Origin of the sequence: Lacinutrix himadriensis, from assembly GCF_001418105.1 — a bacterium.
Classification (GTDB): domain Bacteria; phylum Bacteroidota; class Bacteroidia; order Flavobacteriales; family Flavobacteriaceae; genus Oceanihabitans; species Oceanihabitans himadriense.
Genome location: NZ_LIQI01000022.1, coordinates 832,591 through 854,607 on the forward strand (window position 1 = coordinate 832,591; position 22,017 = coordinate 854,607).

Consider the following 22,017-nt stretch of genomic DNA (forward strand, 5'->3'; position numbering starts at 1 on the left):
CCGCGTTATTTAGTCTTTAGATATATAAGGATTATCTACAAAAAACTGAAGTACTTTTGCAATTTCTTCTCGTTTTTGGGAATTATAAACAGTAATTGTAAAGTCGCTATATCGTTTAATAGCTTCTGTCCAATATTCTCCAGGAACTTTCACTTGGTTGACGTATCCTTCGGAGTTCACATCTAACACAACTTTTTCACCTTCAATATACACGCTGTTTACAACATTAAAAGGTATATCTCCTTTAAAAAGGACATTGTTATAGCGTACACCTTCAGACGCTACCTCCTTTAATTTAACTTCAAAACGTAAAAAAAGGGCTGAGCTTTTAGGGTCAAGAAGTATATCGTTCTGTAATACTGCCGCGTTATCACTTCCCATATAATCCACAAGTTCATAAAAGGAACTTCGCGCTTGTTTTTGTTTAGACAATATAGTTACTTGAGAAAATAAGGCGTTTGTACTTATTATAAATACTAGAAGAATGAGTGCTTGTTTTTTCAATTTAATTAATTTTTTTAGATTTTTAATCACATAAACCTTTTATGCTGTGGTATTTAAAAAGAGTAAAATATAAATCTTATTTATTATATAAAATATTAAAGCTTGTTTTTTTACGTAACCAAGTAGTATCTGCGTCCACAACAAATGAGTTTATTTCTTTCGGATTTTCTAAGACATCAAAAGTATATGCGTAGCTTCTTTTTTCTGGTAAACTAGCAGCAATATTCAATTGGTTAGGTTTATAACTTAATTCATAAAGACGCTTCGATTGATTTTCAATACCGTTTTCTTCGGTAAACCCTTTTCTTTCTTCTAAAACTTTAACGAGTTGACAGCGTTCATTATACTCAAAACTTATGCTGTGTGTATTCACATAGGTCTCTGGTCGTTTGTATTTTAAATAATCGACTTTGTTTATTTCTATATTTTCTCCTTCATTTTCAAAAGGAACAAAATATAAAGTATTTGTCATTTCTAAGTGCGTCAACAAATGGTTCGTATTGTAGGTGTATGTTTTTATGGTAACCGCTAAACCATCTGTATTATCAAAACGGGACTGACTTATAATTTGTCCGTTACTATTGTATATCGCTTCATCCATAACGCCACTTCCATATTCATTGAAATAGCTCTTTTTTATTAATTGGCCTTGTTTGTTGTACGCATATTTTACATCGTTTACATAAACGGATGTGTCTTCGGTTAGCGCAATAATTTTATTATTTTTAAGCGTGTATATTACATTTAGATGATAAAGGGAATCTGTACTTTGTAATTGAAAAGTATGCTTATCGATTTTAATGACATTATCTATATCTAACTGGTCTAAAATTGGTGCTTCGCTTAATTCTTTAAAGTGTTTAAAGCTTTTTGGATCCTTTGTAATTATGGTATCCGCATAAACTACTTTTCCTGTTTTAGTATGCTCTGTATATATTTTTTCTAGATGAATTACATCACCTTTGTAGTTACTTGGGTTAAGTATTTTGTCTTCCGATAAAAAAAAGAGAAGCGCATCTTCTGGTGTTGGAAATTCTGGTTTTTCTAAAACGAGTACATCTTTAGTGTTCGTTTTAATAATTTTATTATTTACTACACATGCCGATGTATCTATTTGTGCGGAAAGAATATTACATATTAAAAACAGCACTAAAAAAAGAGATTTTTTAAAGAGACTATTGCTAATCCATTCTGTAATTCTAGAAAATGGATTCTTTTTAGTAGAGACAATGGATTCATATGCAAAGGCAGATGTCCAATGAATTTTACAAGGGTTGAAGCCATCAAAACAAGCAACGGGTTTTAATTCATAAGCAGCCAAGGTCATTATAAAACGCTCTAAACCGCCAAAGGGATAATTTCCAGTAGAAAACTCGACAATGCCAGAATGCTCGTTTATCTTTTTCAGATGATCCATATCTACTTCGAAACCGAATTCTAAATAATTAAAGATGGGAAGTGCATCGGATTCCCCAAAATAACCCGATTTTTCATTCTCATTTTTGATGTAGTTTTCTAAAAATTCCTTTGCGTAACTAGGAATGAGCGCTTTGTATCTATATTTTTCTGGTTCTACTTGTGCATCTAAAAAAGTATTTAGTTCTTTTAAGGCTGCATCTACTTCCTCCTCAGACATAGTATCCCAGTCAAATTCAGGACCTTCCTCATCAAACTTAAAACCAGGTTGCCGTACTTGCACCATGTGATTATACAGATTTTTGAAATCTTCAAATTTGGAAGCATTTTGAATTTCGAATTGGATATAAAGCATATTTTTAAACGTAACTAACGAATGTATGATGTAAACGAAGTTCGATATTTTTGTTGGAAAGACAAATGCTTAAAAACCAAACTGTAACTGTACACTAACTTCTTTGTCTTTTACCACAAGCTTTTTAGATTTTTCGGTATTTAAATTAGACAGAGAAATACCAAGCAATCGCACCGAATTGCTCATTTTTTCTTGATACAATAAATCTTTTGCAGTTTCTAAAATGATACTAGCATCACTTATAAAATAGGGCAGGGTTTTACTTCTAGTTTGTAAGGTGAAATCACTGTATTTAATTTTTAGGGTTACCGTTTTTCCTGCAACCTTACTTTTACTTAATCGTCTGGAAACTTCTTCGGCAATATGCTCTAGTTTTTCTAGCATAAAAATTTCGGAAGAAAGGTTTTCATTAAAAGTGCGTTCTGCAGCAAGTGATTTTCTGGTTCTATTTGGTTTTACTTCACTGTTGTGTATTCCTCGGACAATATAATAGTAGTAGCGTCCAGATTTCCCGAAGTTTTCATCTAGAAATTCTAGTGTTTTCGACTTTAAATCTTTTCCTGTAAAGATGCCTTTTTGATACATTTTTTCCGCAGTAACTTTACCAACACCATAAAATTTCCGGATATCTAAAACCTCTAAAAATTCTAAAACCTCTTCCGGATTTACGGTTTTTTGTCCGTTAGGTTTATTGTAATCACTAGCAACTTTAGCAATAAATTTATTAATGCTAATTCCTGCCGAAGCCGTTAAACCAACTTCATTAAAAATGCGATCTCTAATTTCTTTTGCAAGTAAAGATGCACTCGGATTCCCTTTTTTGTTTTCCGTAACATCTAAATAGGCTTCATCTAAAGAAAGCGGTTCTACCAAATCGGTATAATCAAAAAAGATCTTTTTTACTTGTTTCGAGATTTCGCTATATCTATCAAAACGGGGTTTTACAAATATAAGATGCGGACAATTTCGTCTTGCTTGTGCGCCACTAATAGCACTTCGTACGCCAAATTTTCTAGCTTCATAACTTGCAGCACTTACTACACCACGAGTTCCGCCGCCACCTACAGCAACTGCTTTTCCGCGTAGTTCGGGATTATCCATCTGCTCTACGGAAGCATAAAATGCATCCATATCTACATGAATAATTTTTCGTATTGGTAAGCCTTCTAACATCACACAAATTTATAATATCTTTGGTTGCATTAACAATTCTTGCAATGAAACTTATATACATCTTACTTACTTTAACCATTTTGTTACTTATTTGGTCTGCTATACAGCCTTTCGAGTATTTTACATGGTTTTTAGAAGTATTACCTGTGCTCATTGGAATTCTTGTACTGGTAGTTACATTTCGGCAATTTAGATTTACGAATCTTGTTTATATTCTCATTTTTATACACTGTGCAATTTTAATTATTGGAGGCCATTATACGTATGCCGAAGTGCCTTTATTTGATTGGATTCAAGAAACCTTTAATCAGAGCAGAAATAATTATGACAAGGTAGGTCACTTTGCGCAAGGCTTTGTTCCTGCTATGATAGCAAGGGAGCTATTGATTCGTAAAAAAGTAGTGTTAATGCATAATTGGCTACATTTTATTGTAGTTTGTATTGCACTTGCAATTAGCGCGACTTATGAGCTTATAGAATGGGGCGTTTCTATAGGAACGGGAGAAGGTGGCGATTCTTTTTTAGGGACTCAAGGATACATTTGGGATACACAATCAGATATGTTATATGCAGTTATTGGTGCAATTTGTGCTCTAGTTTTTTTAAGTCGAACTCATGATAAACAACTAGTTAAAATAAGTGCAACTAATGAATAGAAAATACGAATTATGAAAAAAAGCATGCTTCTAATATTAATAGTAATTTCTGTAATCTGCACGATCGTTTCGTCTTATATCGATAGTAACATCATGCATTATATTTTTAAACCGTTGTCTACCATTCTAGTTATCTTATTACCTGTTTTGTATGCTAAAAACGGATTAAAGCCATATAAAAACATCATATTAATTGGTTTGGTGTTTTGCCTAATTGGAGATGTCTTTTTAATGTTTGATGCGTATTTTGTTTTTGGCTTAGCATCGTTTTTAATTGGGCATGTGCTTTTTATATATGCATTTGCAAGCATTCGCGGATTTTCTTGGAATTTAAAAACCTTAATGCCATTAGTGCTCGTTGCGGGGCTTATCTTTTTTAATTTAAAAGACCATTTAGGCGACTTACTAATCCCTGTAATTCTTTATGTGACTTGTATTGTACTGATGGCTTGGCAAGCAATAAATGTATATGTTTGGAAAAAAGAATACGGATTTCTGCTAATCGCTATTGGTGCATCTTTGTTTTTGGTTTCCGACTCCGTTTTATCTTATCGAAAGTTTATTGGCGATTTTACCATCGCACAATTTTTAGTTTCTAGTACGTATTGGACAGCAATTACCTTAATTTCGCTTTCCACAATTTATATTAATAAGAAAACAAGTGCAGCAATCTAATTTAGAAATAGAACGTAAATTTTTAGTAAAATCTACAGCGTTTAAAACGGAAGCTTTTAAAAACACGAAAATTGTTCAAGGCTTTTTAAGTACCAATAAAAAACGAACCGTTAGAGTAAGACTAAAAGGAGAGCAAGGTTTTTTAACCATAAAAGGAGCGTCTTCTAAAAACGGATTATCGCGTTTTGAATGGGAAAAAGAAATTTCTAAAACCGAAGCAGAAGATCTTTTAAAACTTTGTAAAAAAGGAATTATTGATAAAATACGATATGAAATTAAAGTAGAAAATCATATTTTTGAAGTAGATGAATTTTTCGGTGAAAACGAAGGTTTAATTGTAGCAGAAGTAGAATTACAAGCAGAAGAGGAAGCTTTCACGAAACCAGATTGGCTTGGTAAAGAAGTTACAGGAAATATAAAATATTACAATTCACAACTAAGTAGCAAACCATTTACTACTTGGAAAAAATAAAACTGAAGACCTATGAAACAATTTATAATTTTAATTTTTGCTTTAGCAACGGTTGTCGCTTGTAAGAAAGAAGATAAAACGGTTCTTGACGAGATTTCAACGGTTCCAAATACAGAGGTTGTTGAAGAAGTAATAGAGGAGGTTTTAGAAATAAAACAATCTGCTGCTTCGCTTAAAGCGGAATTGAAAGCGAAAGGATTTGAGACTTTTGATTACATAGATGAAAAAACACAAGACACTGTAATCATGCAAAAGTACTTCATGGCATTCTTAAAGAAAGGACCAATAAGAAGTCAGAATGAAGAAGTAGATAAAGGATTACAAGAAGAGCATTTAGAGCATTTAAGTAGAATGTACGACGAAGGCTTTGCCGATTTAATAGGGCCTTTTGGAGACGATGGCGATATTCGTGGTATTGCAGTATATAACGTACCGACTAAAAAAATGGCAGATAGCTTGGCTAATCTAGATCCTATGGTGCAAGCAGGTCGATTAAAAATTGAAATGCATCCTTGGTGGTGTAAAAAAGGACAATCTTTACGTTAGTTATTTATTAAAGACGATTCTGTTTTGTCGATAGAAGATGAGACCTCTCGACTATACTCGAGGTGACATTTGTTTACCTGTTATATTCTTAACTTAATTATTTAGAAATAGTAATCATTCGCTTGGTTTCATTACCAAAAGTATCTACAACGGTAATGACATGTTTTCCTACTTTAGGTAAAATAGCCATATCATGAATGTCTTTTGTGGTACCAACAAAAACAGCGTCGACATACCAAAACAAAGTAGTTTCTGGTTTAGAATGTGCAATTTTTAAAACGAGTTCATTCGTGTTGCCATCAAAATCTTTAGGTAGAAAAACAGTGGTGTTTTCTTTCGGATAAATAAACTGCATAGAAATACTATTTTCACCCAAACAATCGCTTCTAAAACGTGGTAATGGTTTATAAAACGGATTCTTGGTTTTATAGTAGAATTCCATTAACGGCGGAAGCACAAACCATGACTTGTTATTAATATTACTAATATCCTCACACGAAGAATTTACTTGATATTGTTCGTTGGTATCTAAATGTACTAATTTGTGATACGGACAAGGTTTCGTTTTTAAGCCGCTAAGCTGTATGAATTTGTTTTCGGTTTTCTCACAGTTTTCTGTTGCTCTGTAACCACTTTTTTCGCAAATGGAAACCTCTTGCATTTCATCAAAAGGTTTTGCAAACCAATCGCTATTTGGTAAGGCGTCAAAGACATCAAATAAAATAGGAGCAGCAGTTTGTACACCAACCAAACCTGGTCTTCCTTCGCCATCTGCATTTCCTACCCAAACACCAACTACATAATCTTTGGTCGTTCCAATAGCCCAAGCATCCCGAAAGCCAAAACTGGTTCCTGTTTTCCAAGCAATTTGTTTCGAGCCATCAAAAAACTCCCAACTCTCATCACTTTCTGGTCTGTTGACTTCCTTTAAACTTTCATAGGTTAAGTAAATAGAAGCGGCATCAAATAAGGTTTTACCCGACGTTTTCTTTCCGAAATCTATTGCTTCCGAAGCTAAAAAAGTAGGTTCACAAAATTCATTGCTAAAATATTGGCTAGAATTTTCACTGTAATGGTTTATGGTGGAAGACAACGATGCATAGCTTTTACATAAATCCCAAAGATTACTTTCTGCACCACCAAGCACCAAGGTAAGTCCGTAATGATTGGCGTTGTATTTTAAATCTTTCAGTTTTAATTCTTTTAAATAATGATGAAATCGATCTAAACCAAACTCCTGAAGCATACGAACCGCAGGAACGTTTAAAGAGCGCGACAATGCACGACTAGCAGGAACTGCGCCATCGTATTCTTTATTAAAATTCACAGGAGAATAGCTTCCGTATTGTGTGGGCACATCTGCAATTAAAGTGTTTGGTAACAAGTCTCCAGAATCTAGCATTGCAGCATATAAAAACGGCTTTAAAATACTTCCTGTACTTCTAGGTTTGTCTATAATATCTACATCTTTTTGATGTGCTCTGTCTGTTGGTGCATTACCGACATAAGCTAAAACTTTACGCGTTTTGACATCTAAAACCAAAACAGACATGTTGTAAATTTCATTCTGCTTCAACAAATTATAATGGTTTTTTACAATCGCATTGGTTTGTTTTTGCAGTCTAGAATTAATAGTAGTTTGTGTACGTTTACCATAATTTGTTTTCGCTACTTTTTGCAATAAATGTGGAGCGGTTTGTGGTAAAGGATATGGTTTTTGTGGTAAACCTTCAGCAATAGATAAGCTATAAGTTAGTGAATCTATAATCTTTTTCTCCAATAGTTTTTTAAGTAAACGGTTTCGTTTTACAAGCAGTCGCTCTTGATTTTTTCCCGGATAAATCAAACTTGGTGCATTTGGTAAAACCGCTAAAGTGGCACTTTCTGCCCAAGATAATTGGTTTGCATTTCTATTAAAATAACGCCAAGAAGCAGCGTCAATACCAACTACGTTTCCTCCAAAAGGAGCATAACTACTATAAAAGGCTAGTATTTGATCTTTGCTTTCGCGGAATTCTAATCGCGTGGCAAGAATCATTTCTTTCATTTTTTCAAAATATGTTCTGGATTGTCCTTTTCTAGAAAGACGAATTACTTGTTGCGTAATCGTACTTCCTCCTCGTTTTACTTCTCCAGATTGTAGGTTTTGTTTTAATGCCTTGAAAATAGAAATCGGATTAAAACCAGGATGCTTGTAAAAATATTCGTCTTCAAACTGAATAATACAGGTTTTAAATTTTTCGGGCACCGAATCATTCTGCGGAAATCGCCATTGTCCATCTTTGGCTATTTGTGCGCCAAGCAATTCGTTATTCGCACTCGTTATTACTGTTGCTGTCGGGTCTCTAAAAAGCTGCTTCGGTAAACAGAAATAATAAGCAAGAAAAAGTACAGCAAGAATTACTGTTTTTATTTTATGCTTTTTTATGTAGGTTATTATTTTGTTCATGTTTACTTCCCACGAAAGTGGGAATCTTTTATTTTTTACCCTTCCGTCTTTTATTGCACATCACTTAATTGGCTAGAAACGCATACTCACGTTCTACTTTACAAATCCGCACATGGTACCAACTGTACCAATCTTGTCTACCTTTTAGTTGTGCTTGTAGATGCTCGCTTTGTTGTTTCCAGTTTTTAATAGCCTCTAGAGTTTCCCAATAACTGACAGTAATACCAACATTTTCTCTAGCAGATTCTATACCAATAAAACCCTTTTGCTGTTTGGCAAGTATTTCCATTTTTTCAGCCATTTCCCCATAACCTTCTATGTTTTTATTTTGAGTAGAAGTGAAAATTACGGCGTAATAGGGTTTCGATTCATTATTCATAAATGACAATTTTTTAATTTTTTTCTTTGTTGGTGGAAAACACCAACAAAGGCAATTATGTTTTCTTTTACTTATTTAGATAGTTTTTGTTCTTTTCCCCCTTCCGTCTTTGATTTCTTTTTTGAAATCAAATCCACCTTCCCTTGAAAAAAGGGAAGGAGTTTTGCGTGTTACTATTTTTATAATCTAGTTCTATTAGCCTTTGTTGGTGTTTTCCACCAACAAAGGCAATTTAATTACGAGATTCCTGCCTGCGCAGGAATAGGTTACTTCACAACTTCAATCCAACGACCTTTATTTCTAACTAAAAACTCATTGTCATACATTGCTTCTGCTTGCACTCCTGGTAAATAATAAGTTCCAAGATATGCAGCATTTAGCATGACATTAAAGGTATTGGTATCGTATTTTCCTTTTTTATTTAAATCGAAATAGAAATTAACGCGGTCATCACGAATATCTGTAAACCTAGCTTGGCTAGTAGTACTGCTTCCAAAGTCGGTAAAGCGCGTATTTACAATTTCCCAACCGGAAGGAAAAATTTGTGTTAGCGCCACATCATTCACCTTTTCGTTTTTAAGATTACTCACTTTAACGGTTGCTACAAAATCCTGACCTTGTTGTAACTTAGAAATGTCGATTGTGTTTCCTTGTAAATCTTTATATACTACTGAAACACTTAAACCTCGTTGTTCTGTTTTTTCGTTTCCTAAAGGCAGTTTTCCAGAATTTAACACACGAACATAAACAAGATTGCCTTGGTTGTTTTTAAAGGAAAGCGAATTACTTCCTTCTTTAACAATTAAATCTCGTTGTGCAATAGCGCTTTTCGTGTCTATTTCTTCCGTTTTTCCGTTTAAGGTATATTCCAGTTTAATTGCTTTTCCGCCATTAGCTTCTACCATTTTTGCTATTGCAAGTAAGCTATATGCTGTGGTTTGTGTACTCATCCATTTATCTTTAGACAAATCTTTAGCAATTGTTTTCGCTAAATCTCTTGCACGTGGATCTTTGGTAATTACCATAGTTTCTAATGCCATTGCGCGATTTCTGTCGACAGAACCATAGGTGTAATAGTTATATCTAGGAGGCAAGAATTCAATATTTGCAGTTCTAGAAATTTGTGCACTTGCTTCACCTTGTCCAGCTAAAGCGTAAGCAGCAGCTAAACGCCATTTCGCTTCGTTTGAAATTTCGGTAAACTCACGAAGTCTATTCATTGCTGCTAAATCGGCACTTCCAGCTAAAGCTAAAGTATACAATCTATACGCTTGCGCAAGATCAGAGTTATAGGTTTTATAGCTTGGTCTCCAATCCCGAGCAGCTTGTTTTTGATAGGCAATCCAATTGCTTTTAAAAGTAAGCGGAAGTACAAAGCCTTTCTTTTCGGCTTCAATCATAAAGTGACCAGCATAACTGGTTCCCCAATCATTGGCATTATTTTCTCCCATCCAATAACTCATTCCGCCATTTGGTCTTTGAAAGTGTCCTAAACGTTTGATGCCGTTTTCTATATTCGATTGGATTTCTTGTTTTTTCTTAAAGGTTAAATCGAAAATATCCTGTAAGTATAACTGCGGAAAAACGCCAGATGTTGTTTGCTCTACACATCCATGTGGATATTGAACAAGATATTGCAGTCTTCTAGAGAAATCCATTGGAGGCATGGTAGAAAACTCCACCGTTGCACTATTCGTTCCAATAACACCAAAGGTTTCAAAATCTAGATTTTCGGAAGCATTAGCTTCTAAGTCCTTATCTAAAGCTACAGAAGTTATCGGATTGGTATTTACAACATCTAATTCTACTTTATAAGTAGATTTTTCACCATTCCCACTGGCAATAACTTCCACCGTATTTATACCTTTTGCTTTACTAACATCTAGTTCAAAATAAACCATTTGTTCGTCTGGTTTTGCAAAAGTTAATACCTGTGTTTTACTACCAACAACTTCGATTCCATCGCTTAGTTTTAAGCTAATGTTTACATTTTTAATGTTTTTTTCCATAGCAAAAACGGTAACCGGAAGTGTTACTTTTTCACCCGGACTTAGTTTCCGCGGAAGCGTTGCCAATACCATTAATGGCTTTTTTACTTGCACCGTTTTGTCTGTGCTACCATAGGCTTCGTTATTGATATCTCCTGCAACTACCATGGTTCTTACCGAACCAATATAATTAGGCATTTTTATTTTATGTGCTTTGTTGTCGCCTGGATTTAATTGAAAAGGACCCAAAAAGGTTACAACAGGTTTAAAACGATTTGCTTTTTTGTTTTTACCATCTGCAGCAGCGCCATCGCCACCAATAGCAAATATCTGATCTACGCTTCCAGAATATGCGCCAATGACATCATCAAAAACATCCCAAGTTTTTACACCTAAAGCTTCTCTTTTGTAAAATTCGCTCCACGCATTTGGTGTTTTAAATCGTGTTAAATCTAGCAAGCCTTCTTCTACCATTGCAATAGTGTAGGTCATTGCTTTGTTGTTTTTTTCGGAAACAAAAACTTCAAATTCTTGTTCCGGACGTAAAACACTAGCCATTTTTAATTCTGGTTCTAGTTTGGTGTTAGGATCTTCGACCATTATTGGGATTACACCGTACAAACGGATTGGTAAATCGTTGGCAGTAATAGCGTGCGGTTGTAAAAGCGAAATATTTACAAATACATTAGGAGCCATTTCTGCAGTAATAGGAATAGTTACCGTAGTTTCTCCTTTGGTGGTTTTTACCCATTTATGTTCCAAAACTTCTGTGCCATTTTCAATACTTACTAAAGCACGACCTTCACTACCAGAAGGAAAAGTAATGGTTGCTGTTTCGCTAACATTATAATTTTCTTTATCGGAAGCAAAAGCTAACATTTTGGCAGCTTCTTTATCTCCTGAAGGTGTATACCAGTTTTTATAAAAGTATGCGGTTCTCCCTGTTGCATGTCCGCTTTTAGGATCGAATACACGAATCAGGAAACGACCTTTATCGTTTTCCGGAATATTTAAAGTGAAACTAGTTTTACCATTAGCATCTGTATTTAGCTTCATGTCTTTGTACGCCTGATGATACGTACTTGAGGTGTATGAGGATAAATTGTCATAGGAAGAATTCCACCACCAACGCCAGTTTATTTTGTACACTTTTACTTCTAAACCATTACGCTTTATAGGTTTTCCTTGTGCGTCTACCACAACAATATCAAAAGTTTGATTTTCATTAGTCACAAAAGATCCGTAACCTTTTCCTTTTGGCGATTTTAAACCAACAAAAGACTTATAAGGAGCATATTGTTTGGTGAAAGCATCCATAGAGAAATCCCCTCCGTTTTCGAAAGCACGGACTAAAAATTGTGCGTTTAACATTCCTGGTGCATTGCTTCCAACATTCAATTTATTGGTAATATCTGCTAAACCTTCTTCGTTTACTTTACCATCAAAAACAACAATTTCTTCGGTAGAAAAAGAACGTGATGGATCTCTAAATGTATAATCGGCATAATTTTTAAAACTCGTATATGCATTGCTGAATTTCGCTTTAATTTCGGTTCTAACATTTTTTGCAGGAGCGCCATGTAGCCATTTTACATCTAATTTTCCGTTTAACGGATTTTCACCAGAAAGTACTTCGTCTTCAAAATCGACTTTAATTTTTAATCGATTTGGCTTTACGGTTTCTATTTTTAATCCTTTATAAAAAGTAGCACCACCAACCGAAACTTTCGCATTCCAGTTTCCTGTTTTGTCTTCGGTAGCAGTAGGAACGGTAAAGGTGTATAGGTTGTTGAGGTTGTTTGTTGTAACATTTCTATATGCAAGTTTTCCGTTTGCATCTGTAATTTCCATTTTTACGGGATGCGCTTTTGGTAGTTTGTTTCCAGCGTCATTCAACATAAAAGACAAATGCAAAGTATCTCCTGGTCGCCAAACACCACGCTCGCCATAAATGTATCCTTTTAGTCCGCGTTGTAAATGATTTCCAGAAACATCAAACTTACTTAAGGATAAAGAATTACCGTCGTTTAGTTTGATGTAACTCGTGTTATTTCCTTTGGAAACGATTGCAAAAGCAGCATGATTTTCGACAAGAATGGTGGCCAAACCTTCTGCATCTGTTTTGGTTTTTGCAATTTCTTGTTGCTGAAAATTATAGATAGCTACGGTTGCTCCAGCTTCTGGATTGGTATCTAAAATATTAGTAACAGCAAAGTAATAATTGTTGTTAGCCCCTTTTTTTGCAATCACACCAATATTAGATGCTAATAGATTTTGTGCAACGGTTTTGTTGTTATAAAAAGCTTCTTTACAAGGGTTTTTTCTATCGTTCCAGTTGTAATAATTGTTTTGGTAACTGTAGGTCAGGTTGTCCCAATATTCTTCTTCACGAAGGTCTTCGTCTTCGGTTGCTGTTTCATTATAGTCCTCGTAATAATAGTCTTCTTCATAGTATTCCTCTTCATAATAATCGTCGTTATCTTCGGAGTTTGTTATGTTTTGATTGCCATCACAATTGTACAGCGAGTATTCCTTTTTCATTTCTAACTCTACTCTGTAAATCGCTCCAGGATCGGCTTTCATATATTTCGATAAATCGATACTATAGGTTTTCCATTTTCCAGTATTTTCAGATGCATCTTGTAGCGTAATGGTTTGCTTTGCAATTCTTCTTCCTACACGACGTACATCATTTCTATTGGTGTTGTTGAGGTTGTTGTCTTGTAAAAACTGCAATACATTATCTTCAAATATCTTGATGATACGAACATCAACCGCTTTTAAATTAACCGCTTCAAAATTGAATTTTAATTCTTGGGAATTTGGTAGAATTACACCATTACTTATTAATCTAACTTGTGGTTTTTCGTCTTCAAAAGCGATGGTTTCCGAAAAGGGTTTCTTCAGTTTATATCCATCTGTATTTGCTATTCCTTGAAAAACATCGACTTGAATATTACCAACCACTTTCGTATTTGGGTAGGCTTTTAATACATTGCCATCTACTATGTATTTTGGGTTTTTTACATTCTGAATAGTCACTAAACCATCAAAATTTTGTTGCTTTTTTAAAGGATCTGAAAAATTGATAGATAAGTATTGTTCCGGAGTTTGTACCACATCGACTTTAGTAATAGTAAAGTTATTTTTACCAGGAATGTTTACTGTGTTTTCTCCAGAATTATCTGCTTTAATAGGTTTCCCGTTCCATTTTACAAGTATTTGGCTGTCTTCCGCCAAACGATGAATGCTATCTATTTTAAATTCGAAAAGTTTTTCTTTTTTATACGATTTATTCCAAACGATTGCTAGATTTTTTCCGCTTTGCGAAGCTTCTACTAATTGTTTAGCTTCTTCTAAAGTAATAATATCTGCTGCGCGAATAACACCTTCTAAATATTGCCATTCTTTACTATACGATTGCAAATTATTGGTAACCATATTGAAGTTTGGTGTAATGGTTTTAAACTGAAAAGTATAGGTTTTAAAATCTGTAGGAATGTTATTAAAAATCTTATCCAGTTTAACGTCTACGGTATATTCTGTGTCAGCATCTAGTATTTCATCTGGAACAAAACGCAAAGAATGCTTGTTGTTTACTAGTAGTTTTCCATCTACATGCGGTTTAATAGAAACAATATTATCGGTTATCTCTTGGTTTATTTCCCAGCCTTCCACGTCATTTGCTAAATTAATTTCAATAGGATTTGCAACAGAAATGCGACCAGAAGAGGTGTAACTTATATAGTCTTTAAATTTGAAGATATTGTCTGTTTCTTCTACCTGTTTTTTACATGAAAATGCTAAAGCCAGGATAAAAGCAAAAGCAAGAAGTTTCTTGATGCGCATAGTGATGGATTTTTAAAGTGAATGACGGTTAAAGAAGTGTAATACAATTCCTATTAATATAGATACTCTTTTCTTAAACACTTTAGATTTTTTGTTGCTGTTAAATTCTTCATAAAGTTAAAAAAAGAAGCAGGTATTACTGTGAATTAAAACGAATATTTTTAAGAAATAAAACGAGGGTTCAACAGGTAAATAATTAGTATCTTTGCAGGAAATTAAATAATTCATAAAAAACAAACATATATGGGAGATATTTCTAAGGATTTCGGAATGGATAAGGCTTTAAAAGCGTTAGGTGTTTCGGCTATTAACGATGGAACATCAACAGGTTCTAATAATTTTTCTAACGGTGAAATTATTGAGTCCTATTCTCCAGTAGATGGGAAATTAATAGGAAAAGTAAGAACGACTACAAGAGCAGACTATGATAAGGTAATGGATGCGGCAACGAAAGCATTTTTATCTTTTAGACATATGCCTGCGCCACAACGTGGAGAAATTGTTCGTCAGTTTGGTAATAAATTAAGAGAATTAAAAGAACCTTTAGGGAAATTAGTTTCTTACGAAATGGGAAAATCTTTGCAAGAAGGTTATGGTGAGGTTCAAGAAATGATTGATATCTGTGATTTCGCAGTTGGTTTGTCTAGACAGTTAAACGGACAAACGATTCCTTCAGAAAGACCAGGACACGTAATGAGAGAACAATGGCATCCAATTGGTGTTGTTGGTATTATCTCTGCATTTAACTTTCCAGTTGCAGTTTGGGCTTGGAATACAGCTTTAGCATGGATTTGTGGTGATGTTTGTGTGTGGAAAGGTTCTGAAAAAGCACCTTTATGTACTATTGCTTGTCAGAATATTATAGCAGAAGTTTTAAAGGATAACAACTTGCCAGAAGGTATTTCTTGTATTATAAATGGAGATTATAAAGTAGGTGAAATGATGACTACAGATTCAAGAATTCCACTTGTATCTGCTACAGGATCTACAAGAATGGGAAGAATCGTTGGAGCAACTGTTGCAGAGCGTTTTGGAAAATCTTTATTAGAGTTAGGAGGAAACAATGCAATCATTATTACACCAACTGCAGATTTAAAAGTAGTAGTTCCTGGTGCTGTATTTGGTGCTGTTGGAACTTGCGGACAACGTTGTACTTCTACAAGAAGATTAATTATTCACGAATCGGTTTACGATAAAGTAAGAGATGCTATTGTTGGTGCTTATGGGCAGTTAACGATTGGTAACCCTTTAGATGAAAAAAATCATATCGGACCATTAATAGATCACGATGCTGTAAATACCTATTTAGCTGCTATTGAAAAAGCAAAAGCAGAAGGCGGAAACGTTTTAGTAGAAGGTGGTGTCTTAGAAGGTGAAGGTTATGAGTCTGGTTGCTATGTGAAACCAGCAATTATTGAAGCAGAAAACGATTTTGAAATCGTACAACACGAAACTTTTGCACCTATTTTATATTTAATGAAATATTCTGGAGAAGTAGAAAATGCTATTGCAAAACAAAATGGTGTTGCACAAGGATTATCTTCAGCGATCATGACAAACGAAATGAAAGAAGCTGAAAAATTCTTGTCTTATGCAGGTTCTGATTGTGGTATCGCAAACGTAAACATCGGAACTTCTGGTGCGGAGATTGGTGGTGCTTTTGGTGGTGAAAAAGAAACAGGTGGCGGACGTGAGTCTGGATCTGATGCTTGGAAAATATACATGAGAAGACAAACAAATACAGTAAACTATTCAGACGAATTACCTTTAGCACAAGGGATTAAATTTGATCTATAGACGTATTTAATTAAATTATATTTGGAAGAGCCACATCGAAAGATGTGGCTTTTTTTTGTTTAAAAACGAGAAATTTAAGCCATTAATCGATTTTAAAAACAATCTTAAACATTAAAAAGGAATAATATGTTAAAAATTCAATACCTTAATAGTCAATAACTTATAAAAGAAATAACGAATGAGTAAAAAAACATCCTACCTACTCGGTATTTTGCTAACCATTATTATTGGTACCATTTTGTATTGGTGGCTATGTTGTAATTGTTGCAATGCTGAAAGCTGCGATCACAAAAAAGGAGATGAAAAGACTATAGTAGAAACTCCGAATGTGATGGAAGCAACGTTAAATCCTTTTTCTATTAAGGATAGTGATTATGCTTTAAAGAGTAATGACAACTTCAATTTTAAGGATTCTAGTTTTAGAATTTTAGAACCCGTTTCAGAGGAATTAAAAAATGCTGTTTTAAATCTTAAAACGTATTTTGATGAAAATCCTTCAAAGCGAGTTTCGATTGCAGGGTACTATACCAATGAAGAAACAAATAATTCAGCATATCCTAATTTAGGTTTAGCAAGAGCAAATGCAGTTAAAAATTATTTTGTAACACAAGGCGTTTCTTCAAAAATAATGGACACAGAAGGAGAATTAAAAGACAGTATGATTGCTGATGAAAATAAAATCTTTTTTGGTCCAGTTCATTATGAATTGTTTGCAGTTTCTGAAGATGATAAAGCAAATGATGAGGTTTTAAAAGTGGCTTGCGAAGCTTTAAAAACAAATCCATTGGTATTGTATTTTAATACGGGAGAAGCGCAAATTAATTTAACAACAGCGCAACGTGAAAAAATAGCTAATATTTCTAGATGTGTAGATAAAATAGGTGTAAAAGTACTTGTGGTTGGCCATACAGATAATACTGGAAATGCGGCTAATAATGTAATGCTTGGTCAGCAAAGAGCAGATTTCGCAAAAAGCTATTTAATACAAAACGGTATTTTAAGTACTAACATAGAAGCAGCCTCTAAAGGTCCAAATGAACCTATTTCAGATAATGCTTCAGAAGCAGGTAAAGCTAAAAACAGAAGAACCGTTGTAACAATTAACTAAAACTTAAAAAATATAGAATATGAATTGGTGTATATTAATTCCATTATTGGTTGGCGCAATTTGTGCCTTATTAGGATATTTACTAGGTAAATTATTATCTGGAGGCAATGACAGCGCTGTTGGTGAAGATGTTTATAAAAATAGAATAGCTAAGCTAGAAGCAGATTTAGAGACTTGTAAATCAGAGAAGTCTTCAGATGTAAATCTTTACAAGAATAAAATAACAAAATTAGAAACAGATTTACAAGCGTGCAAGTCTAGTAAATCTTCAGGATTAGGAACTGCTGTTTCTTCTTTTGCGGCTGGAGCAGGAGTCGCTTCCGTAGCAAAAATAACCTTTGATGCAGATGCAGCCAAAGCTGTATTTGGTAAAAAAATAAAAGAAGATGATCTAACAGTTGTAGAAGGTATAGGTCCAAAAATCAAAGAACTTTTTCATACGCATGATGTAAAAACATGGCATGCATTATCTCAATGTAGTGTAGAAAAATGCCAAGAGGTTTTAAATTCTGGAGGAGATAGGTATAAAATACATAAACCTGGAACTTGGCCTAAACAAGCTTTATTGGCTTCTCAAGGAAAATGGAAAGAGCTTTCTGATTGGCAAGATAAATTGGATGGCGGGAAGTAATATCTTTATTTCTAAGTAAATATAAAACCGTTTTAGGCTACTAAAACGGTTTTTTTTATAATTAAATTAGGAATTTTATTTATGGTTTGGTTAGATTTTTGATAAGTTTAATGTTGCACATTGGCGTTAAGTTAGTTTTATAAATATGAACAAAAAGCACATATTACATTTATATTGGAGAGCGGGTTTTGGACTGTTACCTAAACAGTTAGATTTGCTTGTTGGGAAAAGTAAAGAGCAAATAATTAATGATTTGTTCTTAGAATCTAAAAAGATTTCTCCATTGCGCATAAACACAACGGGTCTAGATGCTTTTAAAGAAGAAACCATAAAAAAATCTCCAGAAGTAAAAAAAGACTACAACATTTTAAACGCAAATTTGATGAAGAAATATAATCATATTTGGGTTAATAGATTAGCAACCTCAAAAGAAACTTTACGAGAAAAAATGACGCTATTTTGGGCAAATCATTTTGTTGCAAAAGATGCTAGAATTAAAAATGTAGAACAATATAATAACCTACTGCGAAAGCATGCATTAGGAGATTTTAGGCAATTTGTTAAAGCAGTGTCTAAGGATTCTGTAATGATTCAGTTTTTAAATTTAAATCAAAATAATAAATCCAAGCCTAACGAGAATTTTGCTAGAGAATTAATGGAATTATTTACTCTAGGAACGGGGCATTATTCCGAAAGAGATATCAAAGAAAGTGCAAGAGCATTTACTGGTTATAGATTTAATTTTAAATCCCAATTTGTGTTTAATGAAAAGCAGCATGATTCTGAAATAAAAACTTTTTTTGAAGAAAAAGGAAATTTTGAAGGAGATCAAATTATAGATATTATTTTAAAACAAAAACAATGTGCACGATTTATTAGTGAGAAGATTTATAAGTATTTTGTGAGTGAAGATATTAATGTTAGTCATGTAAATTTAATGACCGAAGTATTTTATAAAGATTATAATATTGAAAATTTAATGCGCTATATTTTTGGGTCCGATTGGTTTTATAATCCAGAAAATATTGGAACTAAAATTAAGTCTCCAATAGAATTATTGGTAGGTATTGGTAGAATAATTCCAATAAAATTTAATAAAACAAATGAACTGTTGAAAATACAAACAGTACTAGATCAAAAACTATTGTACCCAGCAAATGTTGCAGGCTGGAAAGGAGGAAGAAACTGGATAAATACCAATAGTATTTTAGTTCGAATAAAATTACCTACAATGTTATTAGAGAAAGAATCTTTTACCATTCAGCCCAAAGGAAATTTTACAGATAAATTTAAGTTAGTGTCTGTTAAAAATAAATACCAAGAAAAATTAGATGTAAGAGTCGATTGGAAATCGTATCAAAAAGCGGTTAAAAAAGTGTCATCCAATGATTTGATTTTCTCTTTAATTTTAAGTGAAATAAATCTTGGGACACAAAATTATTTAAAGACACTTGGTAGATTAACAAAAAGGAAAAATTTATCAAAAATAATGAGTCTTCCTGAATATCAAATGTGCTAATTATGGAAAGAAGAAAATTTTTGAAAAATTCAGCATTAGCTAGTAGTTTATTTTTTGTCCCAAACTTTTTAAAAGCACTTGAGGATGTAGATTTAAATGGATTAGGATATAATAAATTAGTGGTTATACAATTATCTGGTGGAAACGATGGCTTAAATACAATTGTGCCATACAGAAATGATTTATACTATAAAGCAAGACCGGAAATTGCTGTAAGTAAAAACGAAATTATTAAACTAAATGACGACTTAGGTTTTCATAAAAAATTGTTGCCATTAAAAAAGTTATATGACCGAGGAGATTTGAGTATAATAAATAATGTTGGTTACCCAAATCCAAGTCGATCGCATTTTAGATCTACCGATATTTGGCAATCTGCTAGTAATTCTAATGAGTATCCACAAACAGGTTGGGTGGGTCGATATTTAGATGAATATGGTAAAAAAGCGCATCAAGCAATAGAAATTGATGATAGTTTATCTTTAGTGTTAAAAGGGGAGTTTAAAAATGGTATTGCAACTAGAAGCTCTTCTTCGCTTTATAAATTATTACATGAATCTAATTTTAATAGAATTTTAGAGTATCAGAACAGTAATCATTTAAATGAGCATAATTTAGGGTATTTATATAAAACAATGATTGATGCAAAATCATCTGCGAATTATTTATTCGAAAAAACCAAAACCTATAATTCTAAACAGACCTATCCAACAAAAAACCCATTAGGCGGACAATTAAAAACGATAGCAGAGTTTATTAATTCGGGATTAGATACTAAAGTGTATTATGCAAGTTTAGGTGGGTTTGATACGCATGCCGGACAAGTAAATAGGCAGGAGCATTTATTAGATCTTTATGCTAATGGCGTGTCTGCTTTTGTGGGTGATTTAAAAAGAAACAATTCATTTAAAAATACGCTAATTATTACTTTTTCGGAGTTTGGTAGACGCGTAAAACAAAATGCTGGATATGGTACAGACCATGGCGCTGCAAATAATGTTTTTGTTATTGGCGAAAATTTAAAGCAACAAGGTTTGTATAATGATTTAGCAAGTCTTAGCGATTTAGATGCTAATGGCGATTTAAAATATGAAATAGATTTTAGAACTATTTATGCAACTATATTGAAAAAATGGCTAAAAGTAAACGATAAAAAAATATTGAATAAATCTTTTAAGCAGTTAGATTTTATATAAAAACCTTGTATCTATCTTTAAATGAATAAAGAATGAAACAAGGTTTAAAGTACTCTGTTGATTAATAGCAGTGTAAATGTATGTAAATCAATGTAATAAATGCATGCTAAATATGTATTTGGTAGTGAGAAGTATATAGTTGGTATTGTTTTTTGTATAGTTGGTGTTTAGTTATACTTTACTTTTCGTAAAATTCTTAGCGATTCTTTATAAAAAAGATATGCTTCTTCACTGTGTATTTTTAAAAAGGGTTTAGCCTCAGTAAGTTTATCTATAGCTTCATGAAAATTATTTAAATAGCATATTAAATAGGTTTCTGGAAGATTCATTAAATCCACCTCTTCATTAGTGTTCAGCTTTTGTCCTTTTTTTAATTTTTCTAATAAAGCATTATTAGCATTATAAATATGATGTAATACTTTTTTATCCAATTGAGGAGCTTCAAATAGTAAATTAGTTTCAATATTATAGCTTGCGTTGTTTTCAAAATGAATTAAAGTTTCTTCTAAAGGATAATATTTAGATGTGTTTTGCAGACTAAGGTTTACGTATTCAATAATTTTAAAACTATCTTCATTAAGCTTATTGCTACTTCGTCTAAGGTGGAAAAAAACAAACGCACTTGCTCGTTAACCATTTCAATATCAACTCTAGAATAAAAGGTTTCATTACCTACAATTTTCTTTTGTCCAGACCAGCAAAGCACAAAATATTCTTTAAAGACTTTGTATTTAGGATGGTAATCTTTCCGCTTATTTAAAAAAGTAAAAACGCCATCGAGTGTATGTTGAATATTGTTTTGCGAATGGTTTTCAATCGCTTCCACGATTTTAGAATTTACATCAATAATATCGCTTTTAAAAACCTTTGGCATACTTATGCTACCATCTCTAAAAAAGACTGTACCGCCATAATATTTCCAAATATTTTTCCGAAGTGATGTCAAGCTATTAATAGGGCGAATAGTTACTAAACCAACTACTTTGTCGTCTGGTAAATGCGGAAAAGGAATATTCTCATACTGCACAATTGGCGGATTGGCTAAGTATGCATTTATTAAATTCTGAATCTTAGAATCATCAAAAAAATCAACGCCAACAATAGTATTGTCTTCATCTTCTACACCAATGACTATGTAGGAATTGTTTTTCGGATTACTGTTAGAAAGCGCACAAACATGCTTTAGAAACTTCGCTTTTCCTTCTCTTAGGTCAATATTTATTTTTCGCTTTTTATCATAAAAACTGTTCTCATCATTGTGAGCTAATAGGTTTTTAATAAGTAAGCGTTTGTTAATCATGTTT

Annotated in this window: 15 protein-coding genes and 1 pseudogene; 9 read left to right on the forward strand and 7 right to left on the reverse strand. The window is 33.2% G+C overall.

Annotated features, from left to right (window positions below):
- Positions 1-9: 9 nt before the first annotated feature.
- From AMD28_RS11335 to dinB, 3 genes are all read right to left on the reverse strand, one after another.
- Positions 10-504 carry a hypothetical protein gene (locus AMD28_RS11335; protein WP_152975588.1) on the reverse strand — a complete coding sequence of 165 codons (495 nt, stop codon included), beginning with the start codon at positions 502-504 and terminating at the stop codon, positions 10-12.
- 76 nt (positions 505-580) lie between these two features.
- A complete protein-coding gene (locus AMD28_RS11340) occupies positions 581-2,275 on the reverse strand; it encodes a hypothetical protein (protein WP_055444218.1) in 1,695 nt (564 codons plus the stop codon).
- Positions 2,276-2,344: 69 nt separating this feature from the next.
- Positions 2,345-3,448 (reverse strand): DNA polymerase IV, encoded by a 1,104-nt coding sequence (gene dinB / locus AMD28_RS11345; protein WP_055444219.1) that lies wholly within the window; start codon positions 3,446-3,448, stop codon positions 2,345-2,347.
- 44 nt (positions 3,449-3,492) lie between these two features.
- Between dinB and AMD28_RS11350 the strand changes: the two genes are divergently transcribed.
- The 4 genes from AMD28_RS11350 to AMD28_RS11365 are packed head-to-tail and all read left to right on the forward strand — an operon-like array spanning position 3,493 to position 5,797.
- Positions 3,493-4,104, forward strand: a complete 612-nt coding sequence (locus AMD28_RS11350; RefSeq protein ID WP_055444220.1) for a DUF2238 domain-containing protein — start codon at positions 3,493-3,495, stop codon at positions 4,102-4,104.
- A gap of 24 nt (positions 4,105-4,128) precedes the next feature.
- On the forward strand, positions 4,129-4,779 hold the full coding sequence (locus tag AMD28_RS11355; RefSeq protein WP_161804635.1) for a lysoplasmalogenase: 651 nt from the start codon (positions 4,129-4,131) through the stop codon (positions 4,777-4,779).
- Entirely contained in the window at positions 4,766-5,251 is a 486-nt protein-coding gene (locus AMD28_RS11360) for a CYTH domain-containing protein (protein ID WP_055444222.1), read from the forward strand. Before AMD28_RS11355 ends, AMD28_RS11360 begins: the two co-directional genes overlap by 14 nt.
- A 12-nt stretch (positions 5,252-5,263) precedes the next feature.
- Entirely contained in the window at positions 5,264-5,797 is a 534-nt protein-coding gene (locus AMD28_RS11365) for a YciI family protein (RefSeq protein ID WP_055444223.1), read from the forward strand.
- Between the two features lie 97 nt (positions 5,798-5,894).
- Here AMD28_RS11365 and pbpC read toward each other — a convergent pair whose 3' ends face one another.
- The 3 genes from pbpC to AMD28_RS11380 all read right to left on the reverse strand — a co-directional run bounded on the left by pbpC (position 5,895) and on the right by AMD28_RS11380 (position 14,462).
- Positions 5,895-8,246, reverse strand: coding sequence for a penicillin-binding protein 1C (pbpC, locus tag AMD28_RS11370; protein WP_055444224.1), 2,352 nt, complete (start codon positions 8,244-8,246; stop codon positions 5,895-5,897).
- A 64-nt stretch (positions 8,247-8,310) separates the two neighbouring features.
- On the reverse strand, positions 8,311-8,625 hold the full coding sequence (locus tag AMD28_RS11375) for an antibiotic biosynthesis monooxygenase family protein (RefSeq protein WP_055444225.1): 315 nt from the start codon (positions 8,623-8,625) through the stop codon (positions 8,311-8,313).
- Positions 8,626-8,891: 266 nt separating this feature from the next.
- On the reverse strand, positions 8,892-14,462 hold the full coding sequence (locus tag AMD28_RS11380; protein WP_055444226.1) for an alpha-2-macroglobulin family protein: 5,571 nt from the start codon (positions 14,460-14,462) through the stop codon (positions 8,892-8,894).
- A 243-nt stretch (positions 14,463-14,705) separates the two neighbouring features.
- Here AMD28_RS11380 and amaB point away from each other — a divergent pair, with 243 nt between their 5' ends.
- The 5 genes from amaB to AMD28_RS11405 all read left to right on the forward strand — a co-directional run bounded on the left by amaB (position 14,706) and on the right by AMD28_RS11405 (position 20,713).
- Complete coding sequence (gene amaB / locus AMD28_RS11385) at positions 14,706-16,259, forward strand: L-piperidine-6-carboxylate dehydrogenase (RefSeq protein WP_055444227.1); 1,554 nt, start codon at positions 14,706-14,708, stop codon at positions 16,257-16,259.
- Positions 16,260-16,437: 178 nt separating this feature from the next.
- Positions 16,438-17,367, forward strand: coding sequence for an OmpA family protein (locus AMD28_RS11390; protein WP_055444228.1), 930 nt, complete (start codon positions 16,438-16,440; stop codon positions 17,365-17,367).
- Positions 17,368-17,386: 19 nt separating this feature from the next.
- Positions 17,387-17,998 (forward strand): hypothetical protein, encoded by a 612-nt coding sequence (locus AMD28_RS11395; protein ID WP_055444229.1) that lies wholly within the window; start codon positions 17,387-17,389, stop codon positions 17,996-17,998.
- A 145-nt stretch (positions 17,999-18,143) separates the two neighbouring features.
- Positions 18,144-19,517, forward strand: coding sequence for a DUF1800 domain-containing protein (locus AMD28_RS11400; RefSeq protein WP_055444230.1), 1,374 nt, complete (start codon positions 18,144-18,146; stop codon positions 19,515-19,517).
- Between the two features lie 20 nt (positions 19,518-19,537).
- Positions 19,538-20,713: a DUF1501 domain-containing protein gene (locus AMD28_RS11405; protein WP_241492491.1), complete on the forward strand. Its 1,176-nt coding sequence runs from the start codon at positions 19,538-19,540 to the stop codon at positions 20,711-20,713.
- Between the two features lie 167 nt (positions 20,714-20,880).
- On the opposite strand, the pseudogene AMD28_RS11410 reads toward AMD28_RS11405, so the two are convergent.
- Positions 20,881-22,013: pseudogene (locus AMD28_RS11410) on the reverse strand (DUF5929 domain-containing protein).
- Positions 22,014-22,017: the final 4 nt, after the last annotated feature.